Annotated in this window: 12 protein-coding genes and 1 pseudogene; 5 read left to right on the top strand and 8 right to left on the bottom strand. The window is 60.9% G+C overall.

Annotated features, from left to right (window positions below):
- Positions 1 to 11: 11 nt before the first annotated feature.
- From HKD27_RS05075 to HKD27_RS05065, 3 genes are all read left to right on the top strand, one after another.
- Positions 12 to 359, top strand: a complete 348-nt coding sequence (locus tag HKD27_RS05075) for a hypothetical protein (RefSeq protein WP_062497661.1) — start codon at positions 12 to 14, stop codon at positions 357 to 359.
- A 175-nt stretch (positions 360 to 534) separates the two neighbouring features.
- Entirely contained in the window at positions 535 to 1,503 is a 969-nt protein-coding gene (locus HKD27_RS05070) for an arsenic resistance protein (protein WP_197436600.1), read from the top strand.
- Positions 1,504 to 1,638: 135 nt separating this feature from the next.
- Entirely contained in the window at positions 1,639 to 2,115 is a 477-nt protein-coding gene (locus HKD27_RS05065) for a hypothetical protein (RefSeq protein ID WP_062497792.1), read from the top strand.
- A gap of 24 nt (positions 2,116 to 2,139) precedes the next feature.
- Here HKD27_RS05065 and HKD27_RS05060 read toward each other — a convergent pair whose 3' ends face one another.
- From HKD27_RS05060 to HKD27_RS05045, 3 genes and pseudogenes are all read right to left on the bottom strand, one after another.
- Positions 2,140 to 3,321, bottom strand: a complete 1,182-nt coding sequence (locus HKD27_RS05060) for an MFS transporter (protein WP_062497663.1) — start codon at positions 3,319 to 3,321, stop codon at positions 2,140 to 2,142.
- Positions 3,322 to 3,531: 210 nt separating this feature from the next.
- Positions 3,532 to 5,577 (bottom strand): annotated as a pseudogene (locus HKD27_RS16350) (FUSC family protein).
- A gap of 208 nt (positions 5,578 to 5,785) precedes the next feature.
- Positions 5,786 to 6,886, bottom strand: a complete 1,101-nt coding sequence (locus HKD27_RS05045) for a diguanylate cyclase (protein WP_194688659.1) — start codon at positions 6,884 to 6,886, stop codon at positions 5,786 to 5,788.
- A 361-nt stretch (positions 6,887 to 7,247) separates the two neighbouring features.
- Between HKD27_RS05045 and HKD27_RS05040 the strand changes: the two genes are divergently transcribed.
- The gene (locus tag HKD27_RS05040; protein WP_194688660.1) at positions 7,248 to 8,168 is read left to right on the top strand and encodes a bile acid:sodium symporter family protein; all 921 of its coding nucleotides are present in this window, start codon (positions 7,248 to 7,250) and stop codon (positions 8,166 to 8,168) included.
- On the opposite strand, the gene HKD27_RS05035 is transcribed toward HKD27_RS05040, so the two are convergent.
- The gene (locus tag HKD27_RS05035; RefSeq protein ID WP_194688661.1) at positions 8,140 to 9,462 is read right to left on the bottom strand and encodes an ATP-dependent RecD-like DNA helicase; all 1,323 of its coding nucleotides are present in this window, start codon (positions 9,460 to 9,462) and stop codon (positions 8,140 to 8,142) included. The two genes, HKD27_RS05040 and HKD27_RS05035, sit on opposite strands and share 29 nt — an antisense overlap.
- A 97-nt stretch (positions 9,463 to 9,559) precedes the next feature.
- Here HKD27_RS05035 and tmpT point away from each other — a divergent pair, with 97 nt between their 5' ends.
- Entirely contained in the window at positions 9,560 to 10,222 is a 663-nt protein-coding gene (tmpT, locus tag HKD27_RS05030) for a thiopurine S-methyltransferase (protein ID WP_194688804.1), read from the top strand.
- A 3-nt stretch (positions 10,223 to 10,225) separates the two neighbouring features.
- On the opposite strand, the gene hpnR is transcribed toward tmpT, so the two are convergent.
- The 4 genes from hpnR to HKD27_RS05010 form a co-directional block, all read right to left on the bottom strand.
- Positions 10,226 to 11,779: a hopanoid C-3 methylase HpnR gene (hpnR, locus tag HKD27_RS05025; protein WP_194688662.1), complete on the bottom strand. Its 1,554-nt coding sequence runs from the start codon at positions 11,777 to 11,779 to the stop codon at positions 10,226 to 10,228.
- Between the two features lie 365 nt (positions 11,780 to 12,144).
- Positions 12,145 to 14,829: a TonB-dependent receptor gene (locus tag HKD27_RS05020; protein WP_197436599.1), complete on the bottom strand. Its 2,685-nt coding sequence runs from the start codon at positions 14,827 to 14,829 to the stop codon at positions 12,145 to 12,147.
- Between the two features lie 99 nt (positions 14,830 to 14,928).
- Positions 14,929 to 15,846: a FecR domain-containing protein gene (locus HKD27_RS05015; RefSeq protein ID WP_194688664.1), complete on the bottom strand. Its 918-nt coding sequence runs from the start codon at positions 15,844 to 15,846 to the stop codon at positions 14,929 to 14,931.
- A 12-nt stretch (positions 15,847 to 15,858) separates the two neighbouring features.
- Positions 15,859 to 16,332 (bottom strand): RNA polymerase sigma factor, encoded by a 474-nt coding sequence (locus HKD27_RS05010; protein ID WP_194688665.1) that lies wholly within the window; start codon positions 16,330 to 16,332, stop codon positions 15,859 to 15,861.
- Positions 16,333 to 16,470 lie beyond the last annotated feature (138 nt).

Genomic DNA, 16,470 nt, shown 5'->3' with positions numbered 1-16,470 from the left:
CGGAGAGCCTCATGCGCAGGTTGATTGTCCCAGTACTGGCCGCCCTTGCCGTTTCCGGCGCGGCCCTTGGCACGGCTGTGGCGCAGGATGCGGATGACGGTCCCAAGAAGCCGAGCATGAACGACCTGTATCACAACTCGTCGCTGCCCAAGAGCCATGCCGACTTCAGCCGCTATCGGTATCGTCCGCCGGGGGACAGGGTGATCGAGCAGCCGGACGCGTTCCGGCTGCTGTTCCAGACGAAGGACGGGCAGCCCGACGGCTATGCCGAGCGGCGCGGAACTTCGGTTTTCTACTATGACCGCTACGGGAAGCTGCGTCAGATCCAGCCCCTGCCGGAAGATCCGGCTGTCGATTGATGATCTGACGCCCCGTTCCTGAAGCCCGGAAGCGGATTTTAGGAACGGGTCTCGGTTTCGGCCCGGGACGCGGCTTTTCCCGGCCGACTGCTTTCCCGGGGACTTTCATGAAAAATCAGCTCCTGCTCTTCCCGCTCCGCGCACTGGCATCATGTGCTGTTGTGGCGGATCCATCATGAGCATGGCTTCCGTGCGGGAATTTCTGGAGACGCGTCAGATCGCGTTGTATTTCCTTGCCGTTCTTCTGGGCGGGGTAACGGCCTTTCTGGTGGCGGGAACGGCCTCGTGGGAAGCGGTTATCAACCCCGCGCTGGGCATGATGCTGTTTGTGACCTTCCTTCAGATCCCGCTTGCGGAACTGGGGCAGGCTTTCCGGAAAGTTCGGTTCCTTGCAGCGCTTCTGGTCACGAATTTCGTGGCCATTCCTGCAATGGTGGCGCTGCTGCTCCCGTTTGCGCCTGCCGACGACATGATCCGGCTGGGTATTCTGATGGTCCTGCTCTGCCCGTGTATCGACTGGGTGGTGACGTTCGCCCAGATGGGGCGGGCAGATGCTGCACTCCTCCTGGCGTCTACGCCCGTCCTTCTGGCCGCGCAGATAGTGCTGCTTCCGGTCTGGCTGCGTCTCTTTCTGGGTGAGGGCATGTCCCGGCTGGTTCAGGCCGGGCCTTTCCTGCAGGCGTTCGTGTGGCTGATCGTCATTCCGCTTCTGCTGGCATGGCTGGTCCAGTTCTGGGCACATCGGGCTTCAACGGGCGAACGCGTTGCTTCGGCGCTGGGTCTGCTGCCGGTGCCGGTGACGGCGCTCGTCCTGTTCATCGTTATTGCATCCATGCTGCCACATCTGGGCCATGAGACGACTATCGTGCTGCATGTCGTGCCGGTGTATGTGGCCTTCGCTCTGCTCGCGCCATTTCTGGGCTGGGGAGTCTCGAAACTGTTCGGGCTGGAGGCGCCCTCAGGCCGGGCGCTCGCCTTCAGCGGGGCGACGCGCAACTCGCTGGTCGTGCTGCCGTTGGCGCTCGCCGTGCCCGGGGCTGCGCCTCTGCTGCCCGCCGTGATCGTCACCCAGACGCTGGTCGAACTGGCAGCAGAACTGCTTTTCATCCGGGTGATGCCCCGGCTGGGAGCACGCCGCCCCTAGTCTGCCTGGCTCGAAAATCCTGCTCGCATCTGCGCCATCAGGTCGGATAATGTGATCCTGTCCTGCGGACGGTCCCTGTCGCCGAAAATGTCCGGATTCGTCTGCGGTTTTTCTACAGATGCAGAGCGACACATCATGCCGAATATTCATTCCGTGTCCCGCTGGGCCTTTGCGGGCGCCAGTGCACTCCTGATCCTGCTGGCGAGCTTTCTGATCCTCTCGGGCGGCATTGGCCTGGTGGCCGCCTTCGTGGCGTCTCTGAGCGAAGGTCGGGAGGAAATCCTTCAGGCCATCAGCTATGTCGTGATCTCGATTGCTGTCTTCGACGTGGCGAAATACTTCATCGAGGAAGAAGTCCTGCGGCCCAAGGGCAAGCAGTCCATCGCCGAGGCCCGGGTCAGCCTGACCAAATTCATGACCACCGTCATCATCGCCGTCTTCATCGAAGGGCTGGTCGGCGTGTTCGAGCGCAGTGGTAAAGCGCCCAGCGATATTCTCTATCCCGCCGCCCTTCTCGTGGTGGCGACGGGTATGGTCGTTGCCCTGGGGATCTATCAGAAGCTCAGCATCGGGGCGGAGCGTGAGAAGAAGGAAAAGGACATGATCGGCTAAGGGTATCAGCCGAAGCCTGTTCCCTCAGTCGTGCTGGAGGCGACGGGGAAACGCGGCGGGATTGAAGGCCGCCAGTAGGATGCCGCCCAGCGCGATCACGACGGAAGCCGGGCACAGCACTGCAAATCCCAGTGTGCTCAGAAGATGTCCACCAATCGCAGATCCCAGGAGGATGCCAAAATTGCTGCTGCTGTTAATGGCCGCGCCCGCCACATCCGCGCTGGTTGCACGGGCGCGGATGGCGCCGGACATGACGAAGGGGATGATGGCAGCATAGCCCATGCACCACAGTCCGACGGCGCCGACGCTCGGCCATGCGGAAATCAGATGTCCGTAAACCAGGATCATGCCCGTGAGCATGGCCAGGCCGCCGCCGAACAGTCCGGCCGCCGGCCAGCGGTCCACCACCTGTCCCGCTCCCCACAGACCGAAAATGCTGACGCCGCCGGTAATAAGCAGCGCGACACTCAGCAGATGCTCCGGCAGGCCATGCACCAGAAGAAGCGGGGAGACATAGGTGTAGAGCAGGTTATGCGCGAAGAAAAACACGGCGTTCACACAGATTACCACGCCGAAAATGCGTGCGGCCTGCGGGGAGCGGATGGTCGGAACCTTGAGCGCCTTGGTATCGGCCCCGCGAACGGGCGGAAGATACAGCGCGATGAAGATCGTCAGTAGTGCCGCCAGTCCGGCAATGACGTAAAGCGCCACGCGCCAGCTTGCGAAATGGCTGATCGCCGCTGCGCCCGGAACGCCCAGAACCGATCCCAGCGACGTGCCGCCGAAGACAAAGGAAATCGCCCGTCCCGTCATGCGTTCGGGCACCAGATGGGCAGCATAGGCGGCCGCAATGGACATCAGCAGCGCGTGGGACAATCCGCCAAGGGCGCGTCCCGCGCAGACGATGACGAAGCTCGGCGCCAGGGCGGAAATCAGGTTGGAGATGACGTATCCGGCCAGGCAGAGCAGCATGAGCATCTTGCGGTCCATGCGGCTTGTGGCGATCGTGATGGGCACGGCTCCGAATGCGACGAGCAACGCATAGGCGCTGACGGCCAGCCCGGCGTGACCTTCCGTAATGTTGAAGGACTTGGCCATGTCGATCAGCAGACCAACCGGCGCGACCTCGGTTGTCACCGCAATGAAGGTCGAGGCGAACAGGGCGCAGAGGCCTGCGATCGCCGGACCGGAGAGCGTTTTGAACACGACGGACTTCCTGACTGGAACGGCGACCTGAGCGTCCCGAACGCGAGGGCTTTTGGCACTTTGGTCGCATCACGGAAACCCAAAAATTCAGGTCAGGACGATCATCGCTCCCAAAGAGGCGGAATGCTCCGGGAAAGTCTGTTTTTCAGGGAGTTACGAACATAATAATTTTCATTTTTCTGCCTCATATCACGGATTCGGGAAGTCGCCTCAGGCCCCCTCCAGAATGTCGTTTCGCCGTCCCAGCTCACTCGAAATGATGATGAGACATCCCGTAATGCTGGAGAGGAGCAGGCGGAGATTTCTGTTGGTCTCCACCGTCTCCATCGTGGAAAAACTTTCCAGGGCATCGCGGGACTGGAGTTCCAGAGCCTCGGGGCCGGTAAAGGGGCTGGCAAAGCTCTGGCACAGGCGGGAGAGGATGGCCCGTGCATTCTCGGGCAGGCTGTTCTGGCCGCGATAGGCCTGAATCTGGAGCAGGTTGCGCCCGACCGTCATCATCGAAAAGGCAGCGTGAAGCCATCGGTCGTTGGAGCCGGAACTGGTGGCTTTGGTATGGGCGATCAGCTGCTCCATGCCGAGGACGATCCGCCCGACCCAGACGGCTTCAGTCATGGACCTGCGGTTCCTGCCGATCAGCCGCAGGTCGGACAGCAGGTCCAGCCGGAAATTCCGGTAAAACCGTGTCAGCTGGAACGGAAAGACATAGCGGAACACGAGAACGCCGAAGCCGAGCCCGCTCAGCAATGCGAACACCGTGTTGAACCACTCGGCCTCGTTGATGCGGCTGTGGTTGTCCAGACCGATCAGATACGGGAAAAAGTTGCTGAAGGATGCCGCCCGCGCGGCCAGGGCGGGCGTGCGCGTTGCGAGCCCTCCGATCAGCATCGGAACCGAAATCGTCAGGCACAGCATCGCATAAGACGCTGTGGCCGGCATGACCAGAAAGACGGGAATGATCGCCGCGATCGCGGCCCAGACCGCACCTGAAAAGAACGCGCTGCTCGCCAGCACGGTGTTGCTGAAGGACGCGAAACGCGCACAGACCACAGAGACGAACGTGATGAACAGCGGTCCGTCCGGCCATGCCGTCACTTCCCATACATAGGCCGCCGTCAGCACGGCAACGCAGGAGCGCAGGCCGTTATGGATGGCGGCATACTAGTTCCGTGGGCGCGCCAGCCTGTAGCTTTCGGATTCGGGATCCTCGTCGGGATCGCCTGCCAGACAGCCCAGAAGATGCTGAAGCTCCGTCAGCGTCAGTTGCAGCCCCTGGATCAGGATGCGGTCGTTGAAAACGGTGCCGCTGTCACTCTCCTCGCGGGGCAGGCTCACGGTCTGTTCGACGTTCTCCTGACATCGTCCGATCAGGGCAAGAACCGCCTGGCGCAGGGCCTGAAGCGCCTTTCCGTCATCAATATCCGCACGCAGCCGATCCAGAAGCCCGGCTGCGTCATGCAGCAGGTCTTGGGTCCGTGCGGACCGTCTGGTCACGGCGTCCAGACGGCTGCGCATGCCAAGGGCCCGCGACATCAGGCGGGAGGCCAGGCCAAGCGTGGCCCGCGCGTAATCGACGATGCCCTTTGTGCGCCCGACCTCGATCGCACTGAACTCGATCCGGTCGCTCAGGCTGAGGGACAGCGAGAAGATGTTGTGCAGATCGCTCTCGGGCGTGCCGTGTTCGAGCAGGATATCGCGCGAGGCATTGGCGGCTTCGAGCACGATCTGCTGAAGCTGGCTGCGGATGGCGGCGCGGGCCTTGCCGGGAACATTGCTCCGGCATGCCATATCCGCCACCGTGCCACAGATCACGCCCAGAAGAATGTAGGTGCCCCGTGCCATCGCGATGCTGAACACCTGATCGGGCTGCGCCTGTGCGCTCAGGGATACGATGGAGCAGGTATAGGCCGTCAGCACGAACGCGTAGCTGCGGAAGTTATGGACCAGCGTTCCCAGCGCCGTGCACAGCCCGATCCACACGGCCAAAGCCGGAAAGAACAGCCAGGGCGCCTGCGGAAAGGCCGAGGCCAGAGCGATCGCCGAGACGATCCCACCCAGTGTCCCGGCCACGCGCCAGCGTGCCTTGGAAAGACTTTCGCCCAGGGTGCCCTGTGCTACGATCCAGACCGTCATGGGCGCCCATTGGGGCTGTCCCAGTTCCATCCATAATGCGATGGCCAGGGCCACCAGTGCAGCAATTGTCGTGCGGATCGAAAAACCGAGAGCGGAAAGACGAGGGGCATATAACCAGGACAAATCACGAAAAAACACAGTAAATGATGACTGTATTTCCTGTGCCGCCCGGTTGAAGAATGGCCCCATGAAACCCCGCTTCCAGTAAAACAGATTGGACGGGCTGATATGTGTCCTTCGAGGACAGGAAAATCAATTGTAATAATTATTCATATTTCTGGACACATTTCTCCGGATCACTGCCGCAGGCCTCAGGTTTCATGTCCGGTCTTCAGGCCTGATGAGCGGTCCTGTCGACCAGGGAGATATGCTGGGCCGGGGCAGGCGTTTCGTCCCATGGGGCGTGAACCACCCGGTTCCGGCCGGACTGCTTGGCGATGTAGAGCGCATGATCGGCCTGGGCCAGATGCTCCGTGCGCGGGATTCCCCGGCCGGGACACAGCGCTGCACCAATACTGAGCGTTGCCGTAACGGCTCCGCCCCCGATCAGGCGCGTTTCCGTCGAAAAGGCTTTTCTGAGGCGCTGTGCGGTCGCGAGCATTTCATCAAGGCTGTCACACTGGAACACCACCACGAATTCATCGCCGCCGATGCGAAACAGGACCGTCTGGGGATAAAGGATGTCCGTACAGACACGGCCCATGGCGATGATGATCTGGTCCCCGACCGCATGGCCATGGACGTCATTGATGGACTTGAAATGATCGATATCGACCATGAGCAGGGCTTCGTGCGCGCAGATCTTGCCACCGTTTTCCAGCCATGCCTGGAATGCCCTGCGGTTGCTGCCGCCTGACAGGGGATCCTGCAGGATCAGTTCCTGCTGCCGGAACGCCAGCTGTTCCCAGGGAATGGCAATCATCGCCAGTGCAAACAGCGCCACTTCAATGATAACCAGGAAATTGTAGGTCGCCACGGCCCAGATGGTGGCCGGCGCCGCACCGAGGGGGGCCGGCATCCAGAAGACCAAGGGCACCAGAAGGAGATGGAAGGCGGCATAAAAGTGAAGCAGCCTCAGCAGGCTGCGTCTTGCCGGGGTTTTGATCGGGGCTTTCTGCTGGAGGTCATGCGCCGCGAATGCGTGAAAGGCCGCGATGATTGCCAGACGAAAGGCCGTACTGATCACATGAAACAGGCCAGTCGATCCGGCCAGAACCGAAAGCGTGAAAGACAGGCCGCAGGCAGACATAAGCAGCACAAGGCGCGCCTGACATCCCAGCATGACGCGCAGCGCCTGCCATGCGGCTCCATAGGCCATGATCATGCACAGGGCGCCCAGCCGCAATGGCCACAAGCCGGGAAGCATGGTCGGGACAATGAAAAACAGACCGGAAGCCGACCCCAGAAGAAACGGGGCCGCGTACCAGGCCATACGCGACCATCTTCTGCTGGAGAATTCAGACAGGATGAAATGAACGCCCAGAAGCAGGAAAATAACCGCGCTGCATCCAAGCAGGGTAGGTGGATCAGGAGTCATTGATGGCGCATAGGCTATTGAACAGGCTGTACAGGCCACTCCCGTTAAAGGCAGGCAGACGCTCGTCGACTCCCTGAACCGTAATAAACACAGCCCGACCTTACCTCCGGGTTAATGGCATTTTTCGGGCTGCCTCTGTTCTGCGCTCTCCATTGGACGGGCCGGCTGTTGCCCGGCATAAGGGCATTTCTGTCATCTTCACCAAGATGAGTCGAATGTCTCCTGAAAAATACCTTTTTCCCCCGGTTCCGTCCCGATGATGACACGCCTGTTTCCCTTCTGGGCCATTCTGGTGTCCGGCCTGGCTCTTCTTCTGCCCGGACCGTTCCTGACGCTGGTCCCTGTCATCACGCCGCTTCTGGCCTTCGTTATGTTCACGATGGGCGTATCGCTGACGCCCGCCGATTTCGGCCGGATCCTGCGCCGTCCAGCACCGGTTCTGGCCGGGGTGGGGCTGCACTATCTCGTTATGCCGCTCGCGGCCTGGGGGATTGCGCATCTGCTGTCGATGCCGCCCGCACTGGCCACAGGCATGGTGCTGGTTGGCTGCGTGTCGAGCGGCACGGCCTCGAATGTCATGATCTATCTGTCGCGCGGGGATGTTGCGCTTTCCGTCAGCATCAGCGCGTTCTCGACCCTTGTCGGGATCGTCGCGACGCCGCTTCTGGTGCGGTTCTATGTGTCTGCGGGTGTTGCCGTGGATAGCTGGGCGCTGTTTCGCAGCATCCTGACGATGGTGGCGCTTCCCGTGCTGGCCGGTGTGACGCTCAACACACTATGCCATCGCGCGGTGAAGCGCGTGGAACCCGTGCTCCCGCTGGTGGCCATGGTGTCGATCCTGCTCATTATCGGGGCGATTGTTGCTGGCGTAGGGCCGTCTCTGAAAGAGACGGGTCCGATCATGCTGCTGGCGGTCATCCTGCATAACGGGATCGGGCTTCTGGGAGGCTATTGGGGCGGGCGTCTGCTTGGTTTTGATGAGAGCATCTGCCGCACGCTCGCGCTTGAAGTCGGCATGCAGAACTCGGGCCTCGCCGCCACGCTGGGGCGGCTTTATTTCTCGCCGCTGGCGGCGCTGCCGGGAGCAGTCTTCTCCATCTGGCACAATGTCTCAGGGTCCATTCTGGCGTCGCTATGGGCGTCGCGGCCTATCGTGCGGAAAGACCCGCCGTGTTGACGAGAAACACCATGTCAGTCGCGCGCGTCACGGCTACATAGCAAAGCTGCTGCGTCTCCAGCGGGTTCTGGCGGGCGCGGCGGCCGATATCGCCGAGATCCACGAACACGTTTTTAAACGTACTGCCCTGCGCCGTATGGACCGTCATGGCATAGATCGCCTGAAGCTGGAGCAGCGCATTGTGAAACGCGAAACGGTGGCTCCAGCGCCGGTGCTGCTGTTTCGCTTCCTGCACCAGACGCCGGTCCACGGCCTCCAGATCCTTCGGGTTCTGCACGATGTGGCCGGTGATTTCCTCGCCCGCCATCGTCAGCAGTGTCACTTCCCATGATGCGAGATCCGCAACCCAGGCCGGAACGTCCTTGCAGAGCTCGAACTTGTACGACAGCCGCCCGGGTTTGATGTCCATGACGAGGACTTCCTCGTTCGTGGCGATCGCCTGACGCGGGCCGCCTTCTTCCTGCTGAACGGAGAAGGGCGCGCGCGACACCACACGCTCGCCGGGCATGAAGGGCGTCGGTGTCTCACCCCCATAGCGCCAGAGGCGAACCATCCGGTTGATCTGATGCACGCGCGCATTCGTCCAGCACAGATAGCGGCACCAGTCGTTGTCTTCGGCGAAAGCGTCGGACAGGAACGCCTTGCGGACCCAGTTTTCCACGTCCTTGGGCAGGAAAAGCCCCGTTTGCTCCTGACGCGCATCGCGGACCCAGCTCCAGTCGGCTTCACCGCCCTGGCTCTTGCGGATGATGGTCGCGGCTTCGAGGATCGGATTGCCCGCCGCCTGCCGCACGACGGTCTCCAGATGGGAGCGTGACGGCACGGAAAAGGACGGGGACGCAGTTTCTCCCACGGGTGGAAGCTGGGCCGGATCACCCACGAACAGCACGAAGCAGTAACGCAGCAGATCGCGGATCCAGTTCATCAGCTCCGCGGAGAGCATCGAGCACTCATCGACGATCACAATGCCATCGGCAATCGTCTGCGGCCGCTTGGAGCGCACGAGGGTGGTCCTCGTACCCTGCGAGGATGGCTGAAGGCTCAGCAGGCTCTGGATGGTCCGGCAATCGACGTCCCGATCGACTTTCGAGCGCAGGACGGCGGTGGCCTTGTGGGTGGGCGCCGTGATGACCACCACCTTCTTTTCGGCCATGAAATGCCGCGCGACCGCCTGCATCAGCGTCGTCTTGCCGCTGCCCGCATATCCCGTCAGAAGATGCGTCGGCCGTCCTGCGGCCTGTGCGGCAATGATTTCATCAAGTGCCTGCCGCTGGGAGGGGGTGAGCATGACCATGAGCGGCTTTTCTCATATTTTCCCGACACATGCCATTGCCTCGCCAGCAGAACCCGGCACAGTCTCAGCCGGGAAAAGCAGGGAGAAAGCCAGACTTATGGATGCAGGAGCGAATGCCGTTTTCTGGCAGGAAAAATGGGAGCGCGGCGAGACGGGCTTTCATGAACCGCAGGCCAATCCACTCCTGACCCGTCATATCGCGGCTCTGGATCTTCTGGCGGGAGCGCAGATTTTCGTCCCTCTGTGCGGCATGAGCCAGGACATGGTCTGGTTGGCGGGGCAAGGCTTTCATGTGACCGGATGTGAGCTGAGCGATATCGCCGTGCACCGGTTCTTCAGCGACCTTGACCTCACGCCCGACATTGCAGACGCAGGGCCATTACGCTGTTTTTCTGCCGGGACCATCCGTATTTTTGCAGGTAATATTTTCGACCTGATACCGGATCTGCTCGGCCCGATGGACGCCATCTATGACCGCGCCGCATTGATCGCCCTGCCGGAAGACCTGCGCCGGGCCTATGCGGCGCATCTCCTGTCCCTGACCGGCCCGGTGCCTGAGCTCCTCGTGACGCTCGACTACGACCAGTCCTGCCTGAAGGGACCGCCTTTCTCCGTCACCGAGGCGTCCCTGCGCTCGTATTACGGGAAGGCTTACGCGCTGACGCTTCTGGAAAGCCGGGCGGTCGAAGGCGGCCTGAAAGGCCGGTGCCCGGCGTCCGAAAACGTCTGGCGCCTCAGCCCGCTCCCGCCATTGTCCTGACCGTTACTCCGCGGCTGCGGCTTCCGCTCCCATGCGGGTCTTGTCCACGAAGCCTTCTGTCGCATCATCAAGTGCGCGCGTGCGGCGTCCGCCGGGGCCGTGGACGTAGAGCGCCTTGCGATCGATCTTGTCCACGACATCCGGCTGGAGTGGCATCTCGTAGCGCGGTTTGCGCATGTGGTCGGACAACTGGAGCTTTGGATCGAAGACCGAATTGAACTTCCACAGCATTTTCACGAAATTCGTCTGCCCGTGCATCAGAAGGCGCGTCGCAATCCCGACGGTGCCCTTCAGCGCTTCCCAGCCCATATGCTTGGTGTTGAGCACCTGCTGCGTCTTGACAAGTTCCTTGTAGAATTCGGGCAAGGGCAGAGTGGTCGGCAGGACGGCGTGCTGGATGTCGAACAGGCGATAGTCGCGCGTCGTCAGGCGCCGGGCCTCGCGGTGCCAGATTTCGGTGCCGGGATAGGGCGTCGTGACGGAAATATTCACGATATCCGGGATTTCGAGGCACCACTGACGCACGGCCTCGAAACGCTCACGCGTCCAGGACGGATCGGCGATGATGTTGATCGCAACCGTCAGACCAAGCGAACGGGCATAGTCCAGTGCTTCGAAATTGGCGTCCAGCGAGACGCGCTTGCGGAACTGCTTGAGCCCTTCCTCATCCACGGCCTCAAGCCCGATGAAGATGTAGGTCAGGCCGATTTCGCTCCAGGTCTTGAAGACTTCCTTGTTGCGCAGCAGCACGTCCGCGCGGGTTTCAAGATAGTATTCCTTCTTGATGCCGCGCTTCTTGATTTCATTGGCAATCGCCATGCCATGCTCTTCATGAACAAAGGCGACATCATCAACAATAAAGATCCCCGGTTCCTTCAGGGCTTCAAGCTCATCGGCAATGACCTGCGGGCTGACGGTCCGGTAGGAGCGGCCATAGAAGGTCCAGGCGCTACAGAACGTGCAGTCCCACGGACAGCCACGGGCGAATTCGATTGAAGCCGCCGGGTCCAGCGTGCCGATGAAATACTTGTTGCGATGGCGCAGCAGATCACGCGCCGGGCGCACGGTATCGAGGCTTTTCACGAAGATCGGTGGCGGTCCTTCGCCATCCGCCGTAATGGCGCCGGGGACCTTCAGCAGGTCCGTCTTCTTTTCGATGGCTTCCAGCAGCAGGCCGACGGTCGCATCGCCTTCACCCTTCAGGATGCAGTCGATGGCGCCTTCGGAAAGCTGGAGCACGTCAGGCGCAATGAAGGAAACCGAGTGACCGCCCACGAAGATGAACTTCCCGGGCATCCGCTGTTTCGTTTCCTTGCACAGGTCGAGGATCTCGGGAATGTTCGCGAGATAGCTTCCTGAAAAACAGATCGCATCCGGTTTGAAGTCAGCAAGACGCTTCCAGTAGTCTTCATGCGTCTCGACCTGGAGATCGATGATCTGAACGTCATGTCCTTCATTGCGCGCGGCACCTGCCACAAGTTCAAGACCAAGTGGTTCAAGCCTCAGGAACACACGCGTGTACATCAGGGCACTTGGGTGAACGGCCAGAAGTTTCATGAAGTCATCCCATTCTCTTGTGGCGTGTCGCGTCACAACTTCGACACAGGGAGACATAGGCGCTCAATTTGCTGCAATCAAATGACACACTTCCGTGATGGCATCCTGTTGCGCTGATATGGGGTGGAGAATGCACGCTTCTTCAAAAGAGCGAGATGTCCGCAGGCCCCGGCAAACCTGCATTCTTCAGACCGCCCTCGGGTTCAGAGGACAGCGGGAAAATTTCTGGCTTCACGACTGCGTGATCTGAGGTGTTCAGCAGGGGTGAACGGCGGGACTCTTGCCGGCATGAAAAAGCCTCTCCCCCCACAGCGGGAGGCTGTGCGGGGAGAGGCTCTGGGCTTGATACGGGTAAAGTGCCGGGTTCAGAAGGCTGCGGAGACCGTTCCGAAGAACATGCGCGGTGCTGTCGGATAGCCGGTATAGGTGCTGGCATCGCCTGCGGAGATCGAGGACCACGACCGCGCATTCGTCAGGTTGCTGGCGTTGAACTGAAGCTTGAGGCTGTTCATGTGCGGGATCTGGTGGAACGTGTAGCTGGAACTGAAAGCGAGCAGCACACGCGGCGGCACCATGACGCTGTTGGTGATCGTGCCCGGACGGACTCCCATATAACTGCCGCTGAACTGGGCATTGAAGCCGCCCTGATTGTAGTTGACGGCGAACTTGTCGGACCAGGCGGGAATGGCCGGAACCTTCTTGCCCTGCGTGGCATAGAGTGTCGCGCCATCCATGAAGTCGTTGCCGTAGATGCTGCTGACATAGGACACGGCATCATAGATCGAGAAATGCGGGCCAAAGCGCAGCGTGAAGGACAGGTCCATGCCGTTCGTCGAGACGCTGCCGAGGTTCGCCACCGTATTGCCGACGCCCGAAATGCCCTGACCCGGCGGGGAGATGGTGCCGAGACGGTTGTAGAAATCGACGTGATAATATTCGAGCTGCCCGCTGATCCCGGTCAGGATCCGCGTATTGACCGGATGGCTGGTGCGGATGCCGGTTTCATACGTCCATGAGGACTCAGGCTTGCCGCTGCGCTTGAACTTCTCGAAATCCGCCTGACTGGAAACGGCCCAGGGAGAAGTCGAGCCGTATCCGGTGGACGCAAAGGAGTCCATGTTCTCCTGGATATTGGCAAAAAGCTGCTCGTGCTGCGTGAAGTTCCACAGCGCGCCGAAGGCCGGCAGGAACGGATTGTAGGAGGGGATCGTGCCGCCTGCGATGGTCTGGGTGCTGGTATCGACGATCGTCTTCGCGCCCTTCACCGATGAAGCCAGGGACTGCGGCAGGGCGGCAATCGGCAGCGTGCCGTTCGTATAGACCAGTTCGGACTTGAAACCCGCCGTCAGGGTCAGGCGCGGCGTCACCTTCCAGCTGTCCTGCAGATGGGTCACGAATGTGTTGGTATAGAAATTGTTCTGCCACTGCGTGAAAAGCGGGTTGGTGGGGCGTTCGTAGGGCGTCAGGGTATTTGTGGCGGTCAGCGGATACCAGCGACGGGCCTGCATGTTGTTGTTGCGCTCATACCAGCCGCCCAGTTCAATGTTGTGATGGCCGAGATGGTAATGCAGCGTGCTGGTCAGGCCACCACGATAGTCGTTGTATTCCGTGGTGCGGACAGCGAAACCCGTGCCGCCCGTTGCGTTCCAGACCTTCGGGTCAATCCCCGCGACACTGTAGGTGAACTGTCCGTTCTTGATGTATTTCGTGCCGGTCGGGTCGAGATACGTGCCCAGAATGGTCAGGATCGCATTCGTGCGGATGGACGTCGCCACCACGCCCGCGCCGTCGTCGTAATGGAAGTAAAGCTGGTTGTCCCAGGTCAGGTTCGGGCTGAACCGGTGGGAAATTTTCAGATAGGTCAGGTAATCGGTCCGCTGTGCGGCGGAGAAGTAATATTTGTTGTTCGGCGTTGCCGGTCCGGCTTTGGTCGAGCTTTCAGCCGGATATCCCGCCATGGCGGCGTTCAGATCCGGGAAGAACGCACCGCGGGCATACAGATCGGTAGGCGCCGTCAGGCCCTGCGTGTTCGGCTCGGCCTTGTTCTGCCAGTCGAAATAGGCGGTGATGGTGGTGTTTTCGCCCTTGTGGACGAATTTTCCGTTCACCTGATATCCACCCTGCCGGTTGGCGTTCCCGAGGTTCCACGGACGGGCATCCTGACGGGCGAACGCCATATAGGCCGAATTGCCGTTGCCGAAATTGCCCGTATCAACGCGCGCGAATGTTCTGAATGTGGAATAACTGCCGAAGGTCTGATTGATCGTGGCGCCAGCCTTCTGCTTCGGGTCGCGCGTGGTGAACTCGATCGTCCCACCCAGATTGCTGGTCGAGGCCGTTCCCAGCGCACCGGCGCCAGAGGACAGGGACGTCGATCCGATGTCCTCACTGATGGCCGCGCGCTGCGGGGACAGGCCGTTATAGTTGCCGTAAGCCCCGGCGCCGAGCGGCACGCCGTCCATCGTGTAGCCGAGCTGATTCTGGTTGAAGCCGTGAACGTAAATGCTGGAGTTCTGCTCGTTATTGCCCCAGGGATCGACGTTGGTGAACGTCACGCCTGGCAGCAGGTCCAGCGCCTGCATCGGGCTCTGACCCGGCATGAGTGTCTGCATTTCGTCACCGCTGACACTCATGACCGAACGTGTGCGGTGGCCGGTTGCGACGATCTGCTCGATCTCATGCGCCTGCGTCTCACGCAGGCGCTGCGGCTTTGGGCGGGGGGATGCGCCCTTGCGAATGATGACGCCGCCATCCGGCATGGCTTCGGCTTTCAGTCCGCTGCCGCGCAGCAGGCGCTTGACGGCTTCATCCGGCGACAGGGTGCCATCCACGGCCGGGGCACGGAGATTGGCCACCGCATCGGACGTGAAGATGATGTTGCGACCCGTCTGCTGCCCCAATGTCACGAGGGCCTGCCCCATGGGCTGCGGTGCGATATGCACGCTGGATGCGGGGGCAGCGAAGGCGCTGGAGAGCGTCTGCGTCAGAATGGTCGCGCCTGCCGACAGAAGCAGAACGGTGCGGCGGGGGTAACGGGTGGGCGGGGTCATGGGGCTCGTTTCCTGTCGTCGGGCCTGAATGCGGTCTCGACAGGAAGACAGATGAAAAACCGGAACCCTCAGCGTGGTGTGACGGTTTTCATCGAAACGTCACAAAGCAATGATTTCGTAAGCGTTATGGGCGGATCGGATGCGCAGTGGCAGCAGATGGGGAAGCATCTGCAAAAACGCATCGGCCTGCCGCACATGATAAACGCCGCTCAGACGCTGTGAGGCCAGACGCGGCGCGGAGAGTACGATCTGGCGCGAGGCATAGCGGTTGATTTCCTGGATCACGTCCGCCAGCGGCTGGTTGCGGAACACCAGTTCTCCGCCCTGCCAGGACAGAAGCGTTTCCAGATCGGGATAATCGATGTTCCATCCGCCATTGCGGTACATCCGCAGGCGCTGCCCCGGCATGACCCAGCGCCCCGCCGCCCGCAGAGCCGCGGCACTCAGGAACACCTTGCCCCGGACAGCCGTGACTTCCGTATCGCCGCTGTTGATCCGGATATCGGCGGCCGTCTGTCCGTGCAACTGCACCGTCATGCCGTCGGCGGAGAGATGGAATGCGTCCGGCCCCGACGTCGAGAGCATGACCTGCCCATGACACAGCCGTGCCTGCTGTCCGCTGTGTCCCACTACAAGGCGGGTCTGGGTGTCGAGGCGGCAATGGGTATGGGGCGTGATGCGGATATCGCGGATGCTGCCGGTTCCCGTTTCCTCGATCCGGCTGGCATGGGCGTCTTCCCAGGGGGGCACTGCCAGAAAAACCGTCGCGACCAGCCCGGCCAGCGCATGGCGCCGGCTGAACGCACGACGACGATGTGCTGTCTGGTGCGCAATTGTAACGGATGGTTCTGCGACGCCACCTGCCAGTTCCCACAGTTCGGTCAGATGTTCGAAGACCGGACCGTTCCGGGGATCGCTCGCCAGCCAGTCCCGGAACCTGTCATGATCAAGTTCCGTGCAGTCCTCGGCATGCAGGCGTGCAATCCATTCTGCTGCACGGGTTTTGGTGACATCCATCAGATCGGTATTTCAATGATCCATCCATGTTGAAAGGAAGACCAGCGCCTTTGCGATATGTTTTTCAACACTGCTTTCACTGATCGCTAGTGATTTCGCAATATGGCTGTACTTCATTTTTTCAACACGGTTCATCAGAAAGATCTGACGGGTCCTGTCCGGAAGCTGTTCGCAGCCCGCACGGAAATGCGCCAGTTTCTGACCCGATTCATAGATATCTTCCTGCGACGGCGCAGGGTCCGGGGTCTCGAGGAGCGTCTCGAACCCTTCCGCCGCCTGGACGTATCCCTGCTGCTCGCGACGGATCGCATTGAGCGAGGAATTGATGGCGCTGCGGGTGATATAGGCTTCCTGATGCTGCACACTGCCTTCAGGCCGCTCGAAATAGCTCATGAACGCGTTCTGAAGATGATCATCCGCATCGTCCCGGCGGGTCCGGGAACGCACCCTGCGATAAAGACGCAACCATTCCTGCTGACAGCGCATCCATGTTCCCGTTGCTGGACGTTTCCGAATCACAGCCGCACCGAGGAGCTTGTCCGAGCGGCGGCGGATCAGCGTTTAGGGAATTCATGCGCGCTCATTCGTGACAGTTTCATGAAATGCCGTTTCGGGGTGTGGGCA

This window comes from Gluconobacter sp. R75690, from assembly GCF_015244525.1.
In the GTDB taxonomy this organism is placed as follows: Bacteria; Pseudomonadota; Alphaproteobacteria; order Acetobacterales; family Acetobacteraceae; genus Gluconobacter; species Gluconobacter potus.
This window is presented reverse-complemented; position numbering and strand designations above follow the sequence as displayed.

What these genes read in the sequence shown, in the direction of transcription:
- HKD27_RS05075 (WP_062497661.1), top strand. Translation starts at nt 12, where the DNA reads ATGCGCAGGTTGATTGTCCCAGTACTGGCCGCCCTTGCCGTTTCCGGC.
- HKD27_RS05070 (WP_197436600.1), top strand. Translation starts at nt 535, where the DNA reads ATGAGCATGGCTTCCGTGCGGGAATTTCTGGAGACGCGTCAGATCGCG.
- HKD27_RS05065 (WP_062497792.1), top strand. Translation starts at nt 1,639, where the DNA reads ATGCCGAATATTCATTCCGTGTCCCGCTGGGCCTTTGCGGGCGCCAGT.
- HKD27_RS05045 (WP_194688659.1), bottom strand. Translation starts at nt 6,886, where the DNA reads ATGGCCTGGTACGCGGCCCCGTTTCTTCTGGGGTCGGCTTCCGGTCTG.
- HKD27_RS05040 (WP_194688660.1), top strand. Translation starts at nt 7,248, where the DNA reads ATGATGACACGCCTGTTTCCCTTCTGGGCCATTCTGGTGTCCGGCCTG.
- HKD27_RS05035 (WP_194688661.1), bottom strand. Translation starts at nt 9,462, where the DNA reads ATGGTCATGCTCACCCCCTCCCAGCGGCAGGCACTTGATGAAATCATT.
- tmpT (WP_194688804.1), top strand. Translation starts at nt 9,560, where the DNA reads ATGGATGCAGGAGCGAATGCCGTTTTCTGGCAGGAAAAATGGGAGCGC.
- hpnR (WP_194688662.1), bottom strand. Translation starts at nt 11,779, where the DNA reads ATGAAACTTCTGGCCGTTCACCCAAGTGCCCTGATGTACACGCGTGTG.
- HKD27_RS05020 (WP_197436599.1), bottom strand. Translation starts at nt 14,829, where the DNA reads ATGACCCCGCCCACCCGTTACCCCCGCCGCACCGTTCTGCTTCTGTCG.
- HKD27_RS05015 (WP_194688664.1), bottom strand. Translation starts at nt 15,846, where the DNA reads ATGGATGTCACCAAAACCCGTGCAGCAGAATGGATTGCACGCCTGCAT.
- HKD27_RS05010 (WP_194688665.1), bottom strand. Translation starts at nt 16,332, where the DNA reads ATGCGCTGTCAGCAGGAATGGTTGCGTCTTTATCGCAGGGTGCGTTCC.